General features: G+C 72.2%; 13 protein-coding genes. 10 read left to right on the forward strand and 3 right to left on the reverse strand.

Annotation, left to right across the window (positions count from 1 at the left end; genetic code table 11):
* The first annotated feature begins 35 nt into the window (after positions 1-35).
* Both IF28_RS0134310 and IF28_RS0134315 read left to right on the forward strand, forming a co-directional pair.
* Entirely contained in the window at positions 36-821 is a 786-nt protein-coding gene (locus tag IF28_RS0134310) for an adenosylcobinamide-GDP ribazoletransferase (RefSeq protein ID WP_030228978.1), read from the forward strand.
* Positions 822-913: 92 nt separating this feature from the next.
* Positions 914-1,519, forward strand: coding sequence for an RDD family protein (locus IF28_RS0134315; RefSeq protein WP_234325405.1), 606 nt, complete (start codon positions 914-916; stop codon positions 1,517-1,519).
* Here IF28_RS0134315 and IF28_RS0134320 read toward each other — a convergent pair.
* The gene (locus tag IF28_RS0134320) at positions 1,479-2,288 is read right to left on the reverse strand and encodes an endo alpha-1,4 polygalactosaminidase (protein ID WP_030228983.1); all 810 of its coding nucleotides are present in this window, start codon (positions 2,286-2,288) and stop codon (positions 1,479-1,481) included. The two genes, IF28_RS0134315 and IF28_RS0134320, sit on opposite strands and share 41 nt — an antisense overlap.
* 326 nt (positions 2,289-2,614) lie before the next feature.
* Between IF28_RS0134320 and IF28_RS0134325 the strand changes: the two genes are divergently transcribed.
* From IF28_RS0134325 to IF28_RS0134355, 7 genes are all read left to right on the forward strand, one after another.
* Positions 2,615-4,141 (forward strand): leucyl aminopeptidase, encoded by a 1,527-nt coding sequence (locus tag IF28_RS0134325; RefSeq protein WP_030228986.1) that lies wholly within the window; start codon positions 2,615-2,617, stop codon positions 4,139-4,141.
* 526 nt (positions 4,142-4,667) lie between these two features.
* Positions 4,668-6,056, forward strand: a complete 1,389-nt coding sequence (gene lpdA, locus IF28_RS0134330) for a dihydrolipoyl dehydrogenase (RefSeq protein ID WP_030228989.1) — start codon at positions 4,668-4,670, stop codon at positions 6,054-6,056.
* 62 nt (positions 6,057-6,118) lie between these two features.
* Positions 6,119-7,897, forward strand: a complete 1,779-nt coding sequence (gene sucB / locus IF28_RS0134335; protein WP_030228991.1) for a 2-oxoglutarate dehydrogenase, E2 component, dihydrolipoamide succinyltransferase — start codon at positions 6,119-6,121, stop codon at positions 7,895-7,897.
* 219 nt (positions 7,898-8,116) lie between these two features.
* A complete protein-coding gene (locus IF28_RS0134340; RefSeq protein ID WP_030228993.1) occupies positions 8,117-8,740 on the forward strand; it encodes a GntR family transcriptional regulator in 624 nt (207 codons plus the stop codon).
* A gap of 374 nt (positions 8,741-9,114) precedes the next feature.
* On the forward strand, positions 9,115-11,820 hold the full coding sequence (aceE, locus tag IF28_RS0134345) for a pyruvate dehydrogenase (acetyl-transferring), homodimeric type (protein WP_030228997.1): 2,706 nt from the start codon (positions 9,115-9,117) through the stop codon (positions 11,818-11,820).
* Positions 11,821-11,883: 63 nt separating this feature from the next.
* Positions 11,884-12,891 carry a helix-turn-helix transcriptional regulator gene (locus IF28_RS0134350; RefSeq protein ID WP_030228999.1) on the forward strand — a complete coding sequence of 336 codons (1,008 nt, stop codon included), beginning with the start codon at positions 11,884-11,886 and terminating at the stop codon, positions 12,889-12,891.
* 143 nt (positions 12,892-13,034) lie between these two features.
* Positions 13,035-13,553 carry a DUF4240 domain-containing protein gene (locus tag IF28_RS0134355; protein WP_030229002.1) on the forward strand — a complete coding sequence of 173 codons (519 nt, stop codon included), beginning with the start codon at positions 13,035-13,037 and terminating at the stop codon, positions 13,551-13,553.
* A gap of 15 nt (positions 13,554-13,568) precedes the next feature.
* Here the strand turns inward: IF28_RS0134355 and IF28_RS0134360 are convergent, their stop codons facing one another.
* Positions 13,569-14,381, reverse strand: coding sequence for a peptidoglycan recognition protein (locus tag IF28_RS0134360; RefSeq protein WP_234325406.1), 813 nt, complete (start codon positions 14,379-14,381; stop codon positions 13,569-13,571).
* A gap of 315 nt (positions 14,382-14,696) precedes the next feature.
* Between IF28_RS0134360 and IF28_RS0134365 the strand changes: the two genes are divergently transcribed.
* Positions 14,697-15,878: a MarP family serine protease gene (locus tag IF28_RS0134365; protein ID WP_030229009.1), complete on the forward strand. Its 1,182-nt coding sequence runs from the start codon at positions 14,697-14,699 to the stop codon at positions 15,876-15,878.
* A 28-nt stretch (positions 15,879-15,906) separates the two neighbouring features.
* Here the strand turns inward: IF28_RS0134365 and IF28_RS0134370 are convergent, their stop codons facing one another.
* Positions 15,907-16,398, reverse strand: a complete 492-nt coding sequence (locus tag IF28_RS0134370) for a GNAT family N-acetyltransferase (protein ID WP_030229011.1) — start codon at positions 16,396-16,398, stop codon at positions 15,907-15,909.
* Positions 16,399-16,452: the final 54 nt, after the last annotated feature.

The following is a 16,452-nucleotide window of genomic DNA, read 5'->3' on the forward strand; positions in this document are numbered from 1 at the left end:
GGGGCGCCCCGGTGACCGCCCGGTAATCTACGGCGGTGCCCGCACCGCCCTCCCTCACCGACGGTCTCCGCTTCGCCTTCGGCACCCTCACCGCGCTGCCGGTCCGGCTCACCCGCTGGGACCGCCCGGCCGCCCGCGCCGGCATGCTGTGCGCCCCGCTCGCCGGGCTGGTGGTCGGCGCCCTCGCCGCCGTGACCGGGCTCCTCCTGCTGTTCCTCGGCGCGGGCGCGCCGCTCGCCGCCGTGGCCACGGTCGCCGTACCGGCCGTACTCACCCGGGGTCTGCATCTGGACGGGCTCGCCGACACCGCGGACGGGCTCGGCAGCGGCAAGCCCGCCGAGGACGCGCTGCGGATCATGAAGCAGTCGGACATCGGCCCGTTCGGGGTCATCACGCTCGTCCTCGTCCTGCTCGCCCAGGTGGCCGCGCTGGCACAGGCGTACGACGGCGGCTGGGCGGGGGGCGCGTGCGCGGCCGTCGTGGCGGCGGCCGCGGCACGGCTGGCGCTCACCCTGGCGGCCCGCACCGGTGTGCCGCCCGCCCGTCCGGAGGGCCTCGGCGCGGCGGTAGCGGGCGTAGTGCCGGTGCCGGGCGCGGTGGCCGCCGCGCTCGCCGTCGCCGGGCTCGCGGCGGCCGGGGGCGCGTTCCTGGGGACGTACGGCATCCTGCGGGCGGTGCTCGCGGTGGTCCTGGCCGTCGTTGTCGCCGAACTGCTGCTGCGGCACTGCGTCCGCCGCTTCGGCGGGGTGACGGGCGATGTGTTCGGCGGGCTCGCGGAGACGGCGGCGACGACCGCGCTCGTCGTCATGTCACTGGGCTGAAACGATCTCCCGCCGCCCCTCGTGACCACCGGACCGCACCGCTAGCCTGAGCGGCCGGACAGTGGTAACAACGGGGTATTCGGGGGACGTTCATGCCCACAACGCGGCGCGCCATGGCCTGGTTCATCGACTTCGGGCTGGTGGTGGCACTGGCCTCCCTGCTCGCGGTGCTCACCTTCAACCGGATATCCGCCCTGGTCACCGACGTACCGGAACTGGCCGCGCGCGGCGGCCTCGACCTGCTGACGTCACGCGGTGACGTGCTCGGCGCCTCCGGGGACGTCGGCCAGTCCCTGTGGAACAAGTCGGTGCTCTACGTCGAGCAGGCCTTCGGTCTGCTGATCGTCGTCACGTTCCTCTACCAGTGGGCGTGCCTGGCCCTGGCCGGGCGCACGGTCGGCAAGGCGCTGACCGGGCTGCGGATCACACCGCGCGGCCGGGGTGCGGCGGCGCGCAGGGCGGCGGTGACCACGGCGGCGGACGTGGCCGTGTACGCCGTGGCCTGTGTGCTGCTGATCGAGGGTCAGTGGGCGCTGTCGGTGCTGGTGTGGCTGGTCGCGGTGGCCCTGTTCCTGGTGAACGCGCTGCCCGTGTTCGGCCCCCGCCGCCGCTCCCTCGCCGACCGGATGGCGGGGACGACGGTGACCGGGCTGGGGCTCAGCACGCCTGACGCCATGCGTCCAGTTCGTACCGCTTGAGCAGGGAACTCAGTTCCAGCCGCCGGGAGTCGGCGCAGAAGCGGTCGGTGGAGAGCTCGTACTCGACGTGGAAGACGGCCTTGTCCGCCTCGACGAACGGGGTCAGCCGCGCGCATTCGCCGTACTGGGCGCACTGTTCGTTGACCGCGAAGTCGAAGTCGCCGACGAGTTCGGGGATCTGGTCGAGGTCGTTCTTCAAGCCGACGGACATGCCGCGTTCGTGGGTGAGCCGGGCGATCAGCCGGTTGTAGCGGAGCTGGTCGGCGGCGGTGAGCGGAAAGCCGGTGCGGTTGCGGTAGCCGTCCATGTTGTCCGGCTCCACCGCGTCGAAGCCCTTGTCCCGGCACATGTCGAGGCGTTCGGCCATCAGCGGTTCCAGTACGTCGGTACGGCGGATGTCGAGCCAGCGCTCACCCTCCCAGCCGTTGCCGCGGCCGATCACCGACTTCGGGAAGTCGTCGGCGTCCGGGCGGAAGTCCTCCCAGGCGCCGGTGGAGAGGTAGCAGATGACCTTCCGGCCGTCGCGGTGCAGCGCGGTGACGGTCTCCTCCGGGTGGTCGAAGCCGTCGATGTCGTACACGGGGACGTCCACGGAGGTGTCGAGCCGCCCGCTGAGCTGCCACTGCCAGTCCGTGCCGGGCCGGGGCCTCCAGCGGTCGGCGGACGGCGACTTCGCGTCGCCGGTGTCCTTCGCGTCGGGGCCGGGCGCGGTCGTACAGGCCGCGAGCAGCAGGGCGAGCAGGGCGACGAGGAGGGACGGTCGTCTCACCGGGCGGTCTCCGTAAGAGAGGGGGGCGGTGTGGTCGGCACCGCGGGAACACACAGGAACCTCAAGGATGATCCTCGCCGGTTCCGGGTGCGGCGGCGGGGCACGGAAGGTGGCCGCGGTGTCTCGGCGGGGTGAACGCCCGCGGGAGTCCCGTGGGCGTGAGGAGACGCGCACACGCGCGTAGTCTCGTGCCGAGTGTTCGCCGTCCGGGGACGACCCCCGAAGGCACCCCGTCCGTATGTCGCAATTAGGGTCGGCTGCGGGGCCCGGTCGACCCACACCTTTCGGCCATCGCAACTTCACATCGGAAGCGAGATTTCACCACCGTGACTGCTCTCACTCTCAGCACCGCCGCGGTCCCCGGCCTGCGGGCCGACGCGATCGTGATCGGTGTCGCCAAGGGCACTGCGTCAAAGCCCGCCGGTCCGGTCGTCGCACCGGGCGCCGAGGCCGTGGACCAGGCGTACGACGGCGGCCTCGCCGGCGTCCTGGAGACTCTCGGCGCGTCCGGTGCCGAGGGCGAGGTGACGAAGCTGCCCGCGCCGGCCGGCTTCAAGGCGCCGCTCGTGGTGGCGGTGGGCCTCGGCGCCCAGCCCGGCAAGGACGCCGGCTACGACACGGAGGTGCTGCGCAGGGCCGCCGGTGTCGCCGCCCGCACCCTCGCCGGTGTCAAGAAGGCCGCGTTCGCCCTCCCCCTCACGGACGCCGCCGCCGACGCCGGCGCGGTCGCCGAGGGCGTGCTGCTCGGCGCGTACACCTTCGACGCCTACAAGGACCGCGGCAAGAACGGCAAGGCGCCGCTCGCCGAGGCCGCGCTGCTCGGCGGCAAGCCCCGCGACAAGGCGTTCAAGGCCGCGCTCGAGCGTGCCGTCGCCGTCGCCGAGGAGCTCAACCGCGCCCGCGACCTCATCAACACCCCGCCGAACGACCTCAACCCCGAGGCGTTCGCCGCGGTCGCCCAGGTGGCGGCCAAGGAGCACGGCGTCAAGGTGCAGGTGCTCGACGAGAAGGCCCTGGTCAAGGGCGGCTACGGCGGCATCCTCGGGGTCGGCGCCGGGTCGGCGGCGGGGCCGCGGCTGGTGAAGCTGTCGTACACCTCGTCCAAGGCGAAGAAGCATCTCGCGCTGGTCGGCAAGGGCATCACCTACGACTCGGGCGGCATCTCGCTGAAGCCGGCCGGGCACAACGAGACGATGAAGTGCGACATGAGCGGCGCCGCCGCCGTGTTCGCGGCGGTCGTCGCCGCCGCGCGCCTCGGGCTCCAGGTCAATGTGACGGGCTGGCTGGCACTGGCCGAGAACATGCCGTCCGGCTCGGCGACGCGCCCGGGTGACGTGCTGCGCATGTACAGCGGCAAGACCGTGGAGGTGCTCAACACGGACGCCGAGGGCCGGCTGGTGCTCGCGGACGCGCTGTGGGCGGCCTCGCAGGAGAAGCCGGACGCGATCGTGGACGTCGCGACGCTGACCGGGGCGATGGTGCTGGCGCTGGGCGACCGTACGTTCGGGATCATGGCGAACGACGACGCGTTCCGCTCCGCGGTGCACGAGGCGGCGGAGGAGGTCGGTGAGCCGGCGTGGCAGATGCCGCTGCCGGAGCACCTGCGCAAGGGGATGGACTCGCCGACCGCCGACATCGCCAACATGGGTGAGCGGATGGGCGGCGGGCTGGTCGCCGGGCTGTTCCTGCGCGAGTTCGTGGGCGAGGGCATCACCTGGGCGCACCTCGACATCGCGGGTCCGGCGTTCAACGAGGGCGCGCCGTTCGGGTACACGCCGAAGGGCGGGACGGGGTCGGCGGTTCGCACGCTGGTGCGGCTTGCCGAGCTGGCGGCTTCGGGTGACCTCGCGTAAGGGCACCTGATCGGCCGGGGGCGCGGGACGTCACGCGACGGCGGGGCCGTCGTGGGCCGGCCGCGCCTCCGCATGGCTCGGCCGCAGCCACCTCTTCGTCGGCTGCGGGTCCGTCGTGGCTGGTCGCGCAGTTCCCCGCGCCCCTTTCGAGTCGGCTGCGGCTCACCTCTCTTGCAGGTACCGCCGGCCGGTCGCGCCCGTCAGGGGCGCGGGGAACTGCGCGGGCAGCCCCCACCGGCCCGCACGGACCAAGGGGCGCGGGGAACTGCGCGACCCACCCCCACCGGCCCGCACGGACGGAAGCACACGGGGCAACACCCCTTCGGGGGGTGAAAGGGGAGCCCCCCTTCGCAGACGTGGGGTGTCTCACACCGCGGCCCGGCGTCTCGTACGGGGCGCGCAAGTGCGAAGATGGGGCACGGCAGGACAGGGCCCCACCCAAGGGCCGAGAACATTGAGCGGCCGGACACCAGCCGCCGACCGGTCACTGGAGACCGGCGTGGCGCACATGCATGGAGGACGTGACGTGGCGAACGACGCCAGCACCGTTTTCGACCTAGTGATCCTCGGCGGTGGCAGCGGTGGGTACGCCGCGGCCCTGCGCGGGGCGCAGCTGGGCCTGGACGTCGCCCTGATCGAGAAGAACAAGCTGGGCGGCACCTGCCTGCACAACGGCTGCATTCCCACCAAAGCCCTGCTCCACGCGGGCGAGATCGCCGACCAGGCCCGCGAGAGCGAGCAGTTCGGCATCAAGACGACCTTCGAGGGCGTCGACATGGCGGGCGTGCACAAGTACAAGGACGAGGTGATCGCCGGCCTGTACAAGGGCCTGCAGGGCCTGGTCGCCTCCCGCAAGGTCACCTACATCGAGGGTGAGGGCCGGCTGTCCTCCCCCACCTCCGTCGACGTCGGCGGCCGGCGTGTCCAGGGCCGCCACGTCCTGCTGGCGACCGGCTCCGTGCCGAAGTCGCTGCCGGGCCTGGAGATCGACGGCAACCGGATCATCTCCTCCGACCACGCCCTCGTCCTGGACCGCGTGCCGAAGTCCGCGATCGTCCTGGGCGGCGGCGTCATCGGCGTCGAGTTCGCCTCCGCGTGGAAGTCCTTCGGCACCGACATCACGATCGTCGAGGGCCTCAAGCACCTCGTCCCGGTGGAGGACGAGAACAGCTCCAAGCTGCTCGAGCGCGCCTTCCGCAAGCGCGGCATCAAGTTCAACCTGGGCACCTTCTTCCAGAAGGCCGAGTACACCCAGGACGGTGTCAAGGTCACCCTGGCCGACGGCAAGGAGTTCGAGGCCGAGGTCCTGCTCGTCGCCATCGGCCGCGGCCCGGTCTCCCAGGGCCTGGGCTACGAGGAGCAGGGCGTCGCGATGGACCGCGGCTACGTCCTGGTCGACGAGTACATGCGCACCAACGTGCCGACCATCTCCGCCGTCGGTGACCTGGTCCCGACCCTCCAGCTCGCGCACGTCGGCTTCGCCGAGGGCATCCTGGTGGCGGAGCGTCTGGCCGGCCTGAAGACCGTTCCGGTCGACTACGACGGTGTCCCGCGGGTGACGTACTGCCACCCGGAGGTCGCCTCCGTCGGCATCACCGAGGCCAAGGCCAAGGAGATCTACGGTGCGGACAAGGTCGTCGCTCTGAAGTACAACCTGGCGGGCAACGGCAAGAGCAAGATCCTGAAGACCGCGGGCGAGATCAAGCTCGTCCAGGTCAAGGACGGAGCCGTCGTCGGCGTCCACATGGTCGGCGACCGCATGGGTGAGCAGGTCGGCGAAGCCCAGCTGATCTACAACTGGGAGGCGCTGCCGGCCGAGGTCGCCCAGCTCATCCACGCCCACCCGACGCAGAACGAGGCGATGGGCGAGGCCCACCTGGCCCTGGCCGGGAAGCCCCTCCACTCCCACGACTGACGCTCTCGGTCATCGGGCGCGACGACACAGACTTCCGCACTTTTAAAGGAGCAACCGAAACCATGGCGGTTTCCGTAACCCTTCCGGCGCTCGGCGAGAGCGTCACCGAGGGCACTGTCACCCGCTGGCTGAAGGCCGAGGGTGAGCGCGTCGAGGCCGACGAGCCGCTGCTCGAGGTCTCCACCGACAAGGTCGACACCGAGATCCCCTCCCCCGTCTCGGGCGTGCTGTCCTCCATCAAGGTCGCCGAGGACGAGACCGTCGAGGTCGGCGCCGAGCTGGCGCTGATCGACGACGGCAGCGGCGCGCCCGCGGCCGCCCCGGCCCCGGCCGCCGAGCAGGCGGCCCCGCCGGCTCCCGCCCCGGAGCCGCAGGCCCAGCCCTCCACCGAGCAGGCCGCTCCGGCCCCGGCGCCCACCGCCGAGGCCACGGCCGGCGGCGGTTCCGCCGAGGGCACGGACGTGGTCCTGCCCGCGCTGGGCGAGTCCGTCACCGAGGGCACCGTCACCCGCTGGCTGAAGTCGGTCGGTGACAGCGTCGAGGCCGACGAGCCGCTGCTGGAGGTGTCGACGGACAAGGTCGACACCGAGATTCCGGCGCCCGCCTCCGGCACGCTGCTGGAGATCGTGGTCGGCGAGGACGAGACGGCCGAGGTCGGCGCGAAGCTCGCCGTCATCGGCGTCGCGGGTGCCGCTCCGGCGGCCGCCCCTGCCCCGGCCGCCCCGGAACCGGCGCCCGCCGCTCCGGCTCCGGCGCCCACCCCGGCCCCGGCTGCCCCGGCACCGGCTCCCGCTGCCCCGGCTCCGGCGCCCGCCGCTCCGGCTCCGCAGCAGGCCGCTCCGGCTGCCCCGGCGCCCGCTCCGGCCGCCCCGGCCCCGCAGGCCCCCGCCGCTCCCGCCGCCGCCCAGGCGACGGACGACGGTGCCTACGTGACCCCGCTGGTGCGCAAGCTCGCCGCCGAGAACGGCGTCGACCTGTCCACCGTCAAGGGCACCGGCGTCGGCGGCCGTATCCGCAAGCAGGACGTCCTCGCCGCCGCCGAGGCCGCGAAGGCCGCCGCGCCGGCTCCCGCCGCCGCCGCGCCCGCCGCGAAGAAGGCCCCGGTCCTCGAGGCCTCCCCGCTGCGCGGCCAGACCGTGAAGATGCCGCGGATCCGCAAGGTCATCGGCGACAACATGGTCAAGGCCCTGCGCGAGCAGGCCCAGCTGTCCTCGGTGGTCGAGGTCGACGTGACCCGGCTGATGAAGCTGCGCGCCCGCGCCAAGGACGCGTTCGCGGCCCGCGAGGGCGTCAAGCTCTCCCCGATGCCGTTCTTCGTCAAGGCCGCCGCCCAGGCGCTGAAGGCGCACGCGCCGGTCAACGCCAAGATCAACGAGGCCGAGGGGACCATCACCTACTTCGACACCGAGAACATCGGTATCGCGGTGGACTCCGAGAAGGGCCTGATGACCCCGGTCATCAAGAACGCCGGTGACCTCAACCTGGCCGGCATCGCCAAGGCGACCGCCGACCTGGCGGGCAAGGTCCGGGCCAGCAAGATCAGCCCGGACGAGCTGGCCGGCGCCACCTTCACCATCTCCAACACCGGTTCGCGCGGCGCGCTGTTCGACACGATCATCGTGCCGCCGGGCCAGGTCGCCATCCTCGGCATCGGTGCCACGGTCAAGCGTCCGGCCGTCATCGAGACGGAGGACGGCCCGGTCATCGGCGTCCGCGACATGACGTACCTGACCCTGTCCTACGACCACCGCCTGGTGGACGGTGCCGACGCGGCCCGTTACCTGACGGCGGTCAAGGCGATCCTGGAGGCGGGCGAGTTCGAGGTCGAGCTCGGTCTGTGAACTCCTGATCCCGTGATCGGCTGATCCGCGGTCGTACGGTGCCCCCGTCGGGGAAGTCCTTGAGGCTTCCCGGGCGGGGGCATCGGCGTATGGAGCGTGTAAGTCTCGTCTCACCTGGGGGAAAGCGCCCCCGTGCGCCCCTCCCGGGCGGGCCGGCCGCCGTATTGTCTAAGCGTCAAAGCCCCCCGGGGGCCCGTGGGCCCCGCTAAGGAGCCCCTCATGACCGCGCCCGTCGTCCACTCGCTGCGCGAACAGATCCGCGAGCACATCCTGGAAGGGATCATCAGCGGACGCTGGCAGCCGGGCGAGCGGATCGTGGAGCGGCGGATCGCGACCGAGCTGGAGGTCAGCCAGACGCCCGTACGGGAGGCGCTGCGCGAGCTGGAGTCGCTGCGGCTGATCGAGTCGGCGCCGAACAAGGGTGTACGGGTGCGGAATCTGACGGCCGCCGATCTGGAGGAGAGCTACCCCGTACGGGCCGGGCTGGAGGCGATCGCGGCGGAGCTGGCGGCGGGGCGGCTGGCGGAGGACTGCTCGGCGCTGGAGCCGCATGTGGCCGCGCTGTACGAGGCGGACCGGTTGTCGGACGGGACGGGGCAGGTGCGGCACACCGTGGGGTTCCACCGGGAGTTGGTGCGGGCCGCGGGGAACTCGGTGCTGCTGCACACGTGGGAGGGGCTGGGGATCGAGGTGTTCACCGCGTTGTCGATACGGTGGCTGGGGACGGTGCAGCAGTCCTATGCGGAGGAGCATGAGGAGCTGGTCGCGGCGTTTCGGCGGCGGGATCCGTTGATCGCGGATCTGGTGAAGGCGCATGTGCTGGGGTGCGCGCCTCGGGCGTAGCGCCGGGACTTCTTTCGCCCCCGCCGCCCCTTCCCGTTCCCGTCCCTGGGGGCTGCGCCCCCAGACCCCCGTTCGCGCAGTTCCCCGCGCCCCCTTTGGCGGCACCGTCCGTCGCGCCCACCCGGCGCAGCCGCCCGGGCTCATCCGCGCCCACACCCCCTCACCTGCGCAAACCCCCGGAAGGACAGTCACCCCGTGCCACCGCCGGAGGCACCCCGTGCCGACTTTCTCCATATCGAGAGATTTTGCCCCTCAACCCTTTGATCGATCATCGATCAGCGAGTTATTGTCGCCAGCGGGTTCTACCCGAGCCCTCCGCCCTGTCCTGCCAAAGACACAAGGGCACCCCCCCTTCGACTGAGGAAGGCGGCGACATGACGACCGACCCCAACGCCATCCAGCCGAGCGAGCTCGACCAGCTCCCGGACCGCGACCCCGAGGAGACCGCCGAGTGGCAGGCCTCCCTGGACGCCGTCACCAAGGCGGCCGGGCCGCACCGTGCCGCGTACCTGATGCGCCGCACGCTGGAGCGTGCCGAGGGAGCCGGCCTCGCGCTGCCGAAGCTCCTCGAGACGGACTACGTCAACACCATCCCCACCTCCGCCGAGCCCGCCGTGGACGGCGACGAGGCGCTGGAGCAGCGGATCACCGCCTGGAACCGCTGGAACGCGGCGGCCATGGTGACCCGCGGCAGCAAATACGGCGTCGGCGGCCACATCGCCACCTTCGCCTCCGCGGCCTGGCTGTACGAGACCGGGTTCAACCACTTCTTCCACGGCAAGGAGGGTGACGGGTCCGGCGACCAGCTCTACATCCAGGGCCACGCCTCCCCCGGCATCTACGCCCGTGCCTTCCTCGACGGCCGCATCGGCGAGGAGCAGCTGGACAACTTCCGCCGTGAGGCGGGCGGCAACGGTCTGCCGTCGTACCCGCACCCGCGGCGGCTGCCGTGGCTGTGGGAGTTCCCGACCGTGTCGATGGGCCTCGGGCCGATCTCCGCGATCTACCAGGCGCGGTTCAACCGCTATCTGACCAGCCGCGGCATCAAGGACGTCTCCGACTCCCACGTCTGGGCGTTCCTCGGTGACGGCGAGATGGACGAGCCCGAGTCGACGACCGCGCTCACCCTCGCCTCCCGCGAGCAGCTGGACAACCTGACCTTCGTCATCAACTGCAACCTGCAGCGCCTCGACGGTCCGGTCCGCGCCAACTTCAAGATCGTGCAGGAGCTGGAGGCCCAGTTCCGCGGCGCCGGCTGGAACGTCATCAAGACGCTCTGGGGCACGGCGTGGGACGAGCTGTTCCGGCTCGACACCACCGGCGCGCTCGTACGCCGCCTGCGCGAGGTACCGGACGCCCAGGTGCAGACGTACCAGACGCGTGACGCGGCCTACATCCGCCAGGACTTCTTCGGCAAGGACCCGGCGCTCGCCGAGATGGCGAAGCTGCTGAGCGACGACAAGATCCTCGAGTGCTTCCACCTCTCGCGCGGCGGCCACGAGTCCCGCAAGGTGTACGCCGCGTACAAGGCCGCGCTCGCCCACAAGGGCGCGCCGACCGTGATCCTGGCGCAGACGGTCAAGGGGCACACCCTCGGTGAGGGCTTCGCCTCCAAGAACGCCAACCACCAGATGAAGAAGCTCTCGGTGGACGAGTTCAAGGCGATGCGTGACCGCCTCGAACTGCCGATCTCCGACGCGCAGTTCGTCGACGGCCAGGTTCCCTACGTCCACCCGGGCGCCGACTCCCCCGAGGTGCGCTACCTCCAGGAGCGCCGTGCCGCCCTCGGCGGTCCGGCCCCGGCCCGCCGGGTGCACCCGGTGGCGCCGCTGCCGCAGCCCGCGGACAAGGCGTTCACCGCCTTCGACAAGGGTTCCGGCTCGCAGAACGTGGCCACCACCATGGCGTTCGTCCGCCTGGTCAAGGACCTGGTCCGCGACAAGGAGACCGGCAAGCGCTGGGTGCCGATCGTCCCCGACGAGGCGCGCACCTTCGGTATGGAGAGCCTCTTCCCGTCCCTCGGCATCTACTCGCCGATGGGGCAGACGTACGAGCCGGTCGACCGCGACCAGCTGATGTACTACAAGGAAGCCAAGAACGGCCAGATCTTCAACGAGGGCATCACCGAGGCCGGTGCCATGGCCGAGTTCGTCGCCGCCTCGACGTCGTACGCGACGCACGGCGAGACGATGATCCCGTTCTACATCTACTACTCGATGTTCGGTTGGCAGCGCACCGGCGACCAGATGTGGCAGGCCGGCGACCAGCTGGCCCGCGGCTTCCTCGTCGGCGCCACGGCCGGCCGTACGACGCTGACGGGCGAGGGCCTGCAGCACGCCGACGGTCACTCGCCGGTCATCGCGTCGACCAACCCGGCGGCGCTGACGTACGACCCGGCGTTCGCGTACGAGCTCGGGGTCATCGTCAAGGAGGGTCTGCGCCGGATGTTCGGCGAGGGCAGGCCGGGCGAGGACCAGGACGTCTTCTACTACCTGACGGTCTACAACGAGCCGCTGCCGCAGCCCGCGAAGCCGTCGGCCGCCAGTGTCGACGAGGGCATCGTCAAGGGTCTGTACCGCTTCAACACGGCGGAGACGGCGGGCCTGTCCCCTGCCGCCAACGCCCCGCGGATCCAGCTGCTCGGCTCCGGTACGGCGATCCACTGGGCGCTGAAGGCGCAGCGGCTGCTCGCCGAGGAGTGGGGTGTGGCCGCCGACGTGTGGTCCGCGACCTCGTGGACCGAGCTGCGCCGGGACGCCATGGAGGCGGACGAGGCGCTGCTGCGCGGCGAGGAGCGGGTGCCGTTCGTCCGGCAGGCGCTGCAGGGCGCCGAGGGTCCGGTGCTGGCGGTCTCCGACTACATGCGCCAGGTCCCGGACCAGATCGCGCAGTGGGTCGAGCAGGACTACACGTCGCTGGGCGCCGACGGCTTCGGTCTGTCGGACACCCGTGACGCGGCCCGCCGCCACTTCGGTGTCGACGCCGAGTCGATCGTCGTCGCCGCGCTGGCGCAGCTCGCCCGGCGTGGTGAGGTGCAGGCCGCGGCGGTGAAGGAAGCGCGCGCGAAGTACGGCCTGTAAGGGCCGGTTGTTCCGGGAGACCCCCGCCGTTCTTCGGCGGGGGTCTCTTGCATGATGTGGCGCATGCGTGCTGCCCGGCTGATCAAGATGGTGTTGCTGCTCCAGTCCCGGCCCTCGATGACGGCCGCCGAACTGGCATCCGAGCTGGAGGTGTCGGAGCGGACGGTGACCCGGGACGCGCAGGCGCTGTCGGAGGCCGGGGTGCCGGTGTACGCGGACCGGGGGCGCATCGGCGGGTACCGGCTGATCGGCGGTTACCGGACGCGGCTGACGGGGCTGGCGCGCGGTGAGGCGGAGGCGCTGTTCCTGTCCGGGGTGCCGGTGGCGCTGCGCGAGATGGGGCTGGAGGACGCGGCCTCGGCGGCCCGGCTGAAGGTGTCGGCGGCGTTGTCGCCGTCGCTGCGGGATGCGCCTCGTACGGCGGCGCAGCGGTTTCATCTGGATGCGCCGGGGTGGTTTCGTGAGGCGGTCACGCCGGAGTTGTTGCCGGTGCTGGCCGGGGCGGTGTGGGGGGATCTGCGGGTCGTCGCGCGTTATCGGCGGGGCGCGGGTCCCGGCTCGGATACCGGCTCGGGGGCGGGCTCGGGTGTCGTGGAGCGGGAGTTGGAGCCGTACGGGCTCGTGCTGAAGGCGGGGGTCTGGTATCTGTGCGCGCGGGTTCCCGGGGGCGGGGGGTTTCGGGTGTACCGGGTGGATCGGTTCACCGGGGTGGCGGTGGGCGGGGAGGGGTTCGAGCGGGAGGCGTCGTTCGATCTGCCGGGGTTCTGGGAGGAGCGGGCGGAGGGGTTCGCGCGGTCGCTGTTGCGGGGGGAGGTGGTGGTGCGGTTGTCGGAGGAAGGGGTGCGGCGGTTGGGGCAGGTGGTGGATCCGGTGGCTGCGCGGGAGGCGGTGGCGGGGGCGGAGGCCGATGGGGAGGGGTGGGTGCGGCTGGTGTTGGGGGTGGAGTCGGAGGAGGTCGCGTTCACGCAGTTGACCGCGTTGGGGGCGGAGGTGGAGGTGCTGGCTCCGGTGTCCTTGCGGGAGCGGTTCGCGGGGGAGGCCGTGCGGTTGGCTTCGCTGTATCGGGGGTGAGCGGGGTTCTCCTGGTCTTCTTTCGCCCCCGCCGCCCCTTCCCGTCCCTGGGGGCTCCGCCCCCGGACCCCCTTTTCGCGCCCACGCGGCGGAGCGTACTGCGGGTGCGTCGGTGGGTCGTAGGGCCGATGCTTGGTCTCGTGATGGATGAGACGGAGTTCTGGGAGCTGGTGGACACCGCCCGCGAGGACGCCGGGGGTGATCCGGAGGAGCAGGCCGACCTGCTGGTGGAGCGACTCGTACGGCTGGATCCCGAGGCGGTCCTGGACTTCGCCCGTCATTTCGAGTCGCGGTACCACCGGGCGTATCGCTGGGACCTGTGGGGCGCCGCCTGGGTGCTGCTGGACGGGGCCAGCGACGACGCGTTCGACTACTTCCGGTGCTGGCTGATCGGCCAGGGGCGGGAGGTGTTCGAGGGCGCGCTGCACGATCCGGACGCGCTCGCGGATCTGCTGGGCGACTTCGACGAGGAGATCGACGGCGACGGCGAGGACCTCGGCTACGCGGCGGACGAGGCGTACGAGCAGCTCACCGGCACGGTGGCGCCGGACCTCGAGCTGCCCCCGCCCCCGGCGGAGCCGGAGGGCACGCCGCTCGACTTCGAGAACGAGGCCCTGCTCGCCGAACGCTGTCCCCGGCTCTGGGACCGGTTCCGGCCCTGAGCCCCGGGGAACCGCTCACCTCGCGGCCCCCGCGATCCGGCTGTTCTCCTCCTGCGCCTTCTCCTGCTGCTCCTGCCGGCGTTCGGCGTCCGGCCGGCGGTCCTGGAGCTCCGCCGCCATCTCCCTGATCCTCGGCAGACGGGCTTGCAGGGCGGCACCGGGGCAACTGGTCATGAAACCGTCGCTGTGGCCCGCCAGGGCGGGCAGCATGGCGGTGGCGCCGACCGCGTACCGGCTGCCGCCGTTGCTGGAGACCAGCCGGACGTCGGATCGCGGGTCGGTGCCGGACAGACCGAGCTTCCAGGCGGCCAGCTCGGCGATCGCGCGCTCCATCGCGGGCGGTACGGGAACCCCGGCGGTGAAGGTGCCGAGCGCGGCTATGCCGGTGGTGCGGTGGTTGAAGCCCAGGGTGTGCGCGCCGGTGACGGGGCGGCCCGGGCCGCCCGCGCGGCCTTCGTAGATGGTGCCGCAGCGGTCGACGAGGAAGTTGTAGCCGATGTCGTCCCAGTCCCGAGCGCTGGTCTGGCCCTCGTAGAGGTTGCGTATCTGGGCGGGGGCCTCGGCGCAGTCGTAGTCGTTGGGCGAGTCGGTGTGGTGGACGAAGACGGCCACGACCTTGTCGTCGTAGCGCGGGGGCGGCTGTTCGCGGCGGGCGTCGCCCACCCAGACCTCTCTCGGCACGATGGGCGGCCTGGGCGCCGTGTGGGCGGCCGTGTTGCGTGCGGGGACGGGGGCGGCGGCCGAGGACTCCGCGGCCCGCTCGACGCCGTACGCGCACAGCACGAGGGCGACCGCCGCGGCGACGCCCGGGACGCAGCCGAGCGGCACCCTGACGCTTCTGGGCAGGTCCGTGCCGCCGATTCTGCGGGATATTCGGGAAGGATGGCGCGGCCGCGCTCCCCTTGGTCTCGTGAATACACGCATGCCTTCACTGTGGGTCCGATCGGGGGAGCCCGCGACGTGGCCGCGCCAACCGGTGGACCCGCCGTACGGTCCGCGGCGGAACCATCGTCCGGCTCCCCGGCGTTCTTCCGGGTACACGCGCGTGCGGCCGCTTCCCGGTGGTCACCCGCGCGTGGCTGATCACCGGGCCCCTCCCCCACGTATGTATGGGCCGGTGGTTCCGAGAGAAAGGCGGCGTGCGTGGACCTGCTCGACATCCTGCTGTTGCTGGTCGTCCTGGCCTACGCGGCGTCCGGGTACCGGCGCGGGCTGCTGGCCGGCTGTGTGTCGCTGGCCGGTTTCGTGGGCGGTGCGGTCGTCGGCGTGTGGATCCTGCCGTGGGTGATGGACCTGGTGACGCCGGGGACGACCCGGGCGACGGTGACGGCGGTGTTCACGGTGCTGCTGCCGGCCGTGGCGGGCCATGAGCTGGCGGGGCGGCTGGCGCTCAGGCTGCGGCGGGAGCTGGACCGGGGCCCGCTGCGGGTGGCGGACGGGGTCGGCGGGGCGGCGGCCAACTCGGTGGCGGTGCTGATCGTGGCGTGGGTGGTGGCGAGCGTGCTGGGCGCGTCCTCGTCGCCGCTGGTGACGTCGGCGATCCGGGACTCCCGGCTGCTGGGGGCGGTGCAGGACACGATGCCGGACACCACGCCGGGCTGGTTCTCGCGGGCCACGTCGGCGCTGACGGAGGCGGGTTTCCCGCAGGTCTTCAACCCGTTCGAGAACGAGTCGACGGCCGAGGTCGCCGCGCCCACCGGGGACAGCGTCACCGCGGCCGCCACCCGGGCCGCGCAGCGCAGCACGGTGAAGGTGGAGGGGGTGGCGGGCGCGCAGGGCCGCGAGGGCAGCGGTTTCGTGTACGCGGCCGAGCATGTGATGACCAACGCGCATGTGGTGGCCGGCATCGACGAGCCGACCGTACGCGTGGGCGGGGTCGGGCAGGTGTACGAGGCACGGGTGGTGCTCTTCGATCCGCGCAAGGACGTGGCCGTGCTGTATGTGCCGGATCTGCGCGCTCCGGTGCTGGACTTCGACGACGACGCGGACCGCGGCGACTCGGCGGTCGTCGCCGGCTATCCGCAGGACGGCGATCTGAATCTGCAGGCGGCGACGGTCGCCAACCGGGTGCGGGCCCGGGGGCAGAACATCTACAACGACGCGACCGTCACGCGCGAGATCTACTCGATCCGCTCCACGGTCCGGCCCGGCAACTCCGGCGGCCCGCTGCTGACGGCCGACGGCCGGGTGTACGGGGTGGTGTTCGCGCGGTCCACGTCGGACGCCGAGACGGGGTACGTCCTGACGGCGGACGAGGTGGCCGAGGACGCCGAGCGCGCGGCGGACGCGACGGCGCCGGTGGACACCGGGGAGCCGACGGCGTAGGGGGTGCCCGGCACCCCCTGGGGCCCCGTCAGACCAGCGACTGCCCCATGAGCACGTCGTCGACGTACGTACCCCCGACGAAGAACTCCTCCGGCTGGACGCCTTCCACGGCGAAGCCCCCGGACTCGTACAGCCTGCGGGCGGCGGTGTTGTGACCGAGCACGCGCAGGGTGATCCGGCGGGCGCCTGCTTCCCGCGCCTGGGCGACGGCGGCCCGCACCAGGGCGCGGCCCACGCCCAGTCCACGTGCCTCCTCGGCGACGGCGAGGCCGCGGATCTGCCGTACGTGCGCGTTGGAGGCGAGTTCGGTGGGGAAGCCGAGGCGGACGTAGCCCACGATCCGCCCCCGGTGCTCGGCGACGTGGTGGTCCCGGGGACCGGAGCGTTCGCTGAAGAAGGTGTCGTACGGCGGCTGCGGCGGCGGGGTGACGGCGTGCAGGGTGGACCAGGTCGCCCGGTCGAGGAGGGCCAGCTCCCCCTCGTCGTCGAAGCGGGCGACGCGTATGAACGGCTCGGACATGGGCGCCACCTTACGGGCGGATCGGCGCTCCCAGCCGTGAATTTCGTGGCGCGC

The organism is Streptomyces sp. NRRL WC-3626 (genome assembly GCF_000718785.1).
Classification (GTDB): domain Bacteria; phylum Actinomycetota; class Actinomycetes; order Streptomycetales; family Streptomycetaceae; genus Streptomyces; species Streptomyces edwardsiae.

Coding starts and splice junctions, on each gene's coding strand:
- sucB (WP_030228991.1), top strand. CDS start 6,119: ATGGCGGTTTCCGTAACCCTTCCGGCGCTCGGCGAGAGCGTCACCGAG.
- IF28_RS0134350 (WP_030228999.1), top strand. CDS start 11,884: ATGCGTGCTGCCCGGCTGATCAAGATGGTGTTGCTGCTCCAGTCCCGG.
- IF28_RS0134315 (WP_234325405.1), top strand. CDS start 914: ATGCCCACAACGCGGCGCGCCATGGCCTGGTTCATCGACTTCGGGCTG.
- aceE (WP_030228997.1), top strand. CDS start 9,115: ATGACGACCGACCCCAACGCCATCCAGCCGAGCGAGCTCGACCAGCTC.
- IF28_RS0134340 (WP_030228993.1), top strand. CDS start 8,117: ATGACCGCGCCCGTCGTCCACTCGCTGCGCGAACAGATCCGCGAGCAC.
- IF28_RS0134355 (WP_030229002.1), top strand. CDS start 13,035: ATGGATGAGACGGAGTTCTGGGAGCTGGTGGACACCGCCCGCGAGGAC.
- IF28_RS0134370 (WP_030229011.1), bottom strand. CDS start 16,398: ATGTCCGAGCCGTTCATACGCGTCGCCCGCTTCGACGACGAGGGGGAG.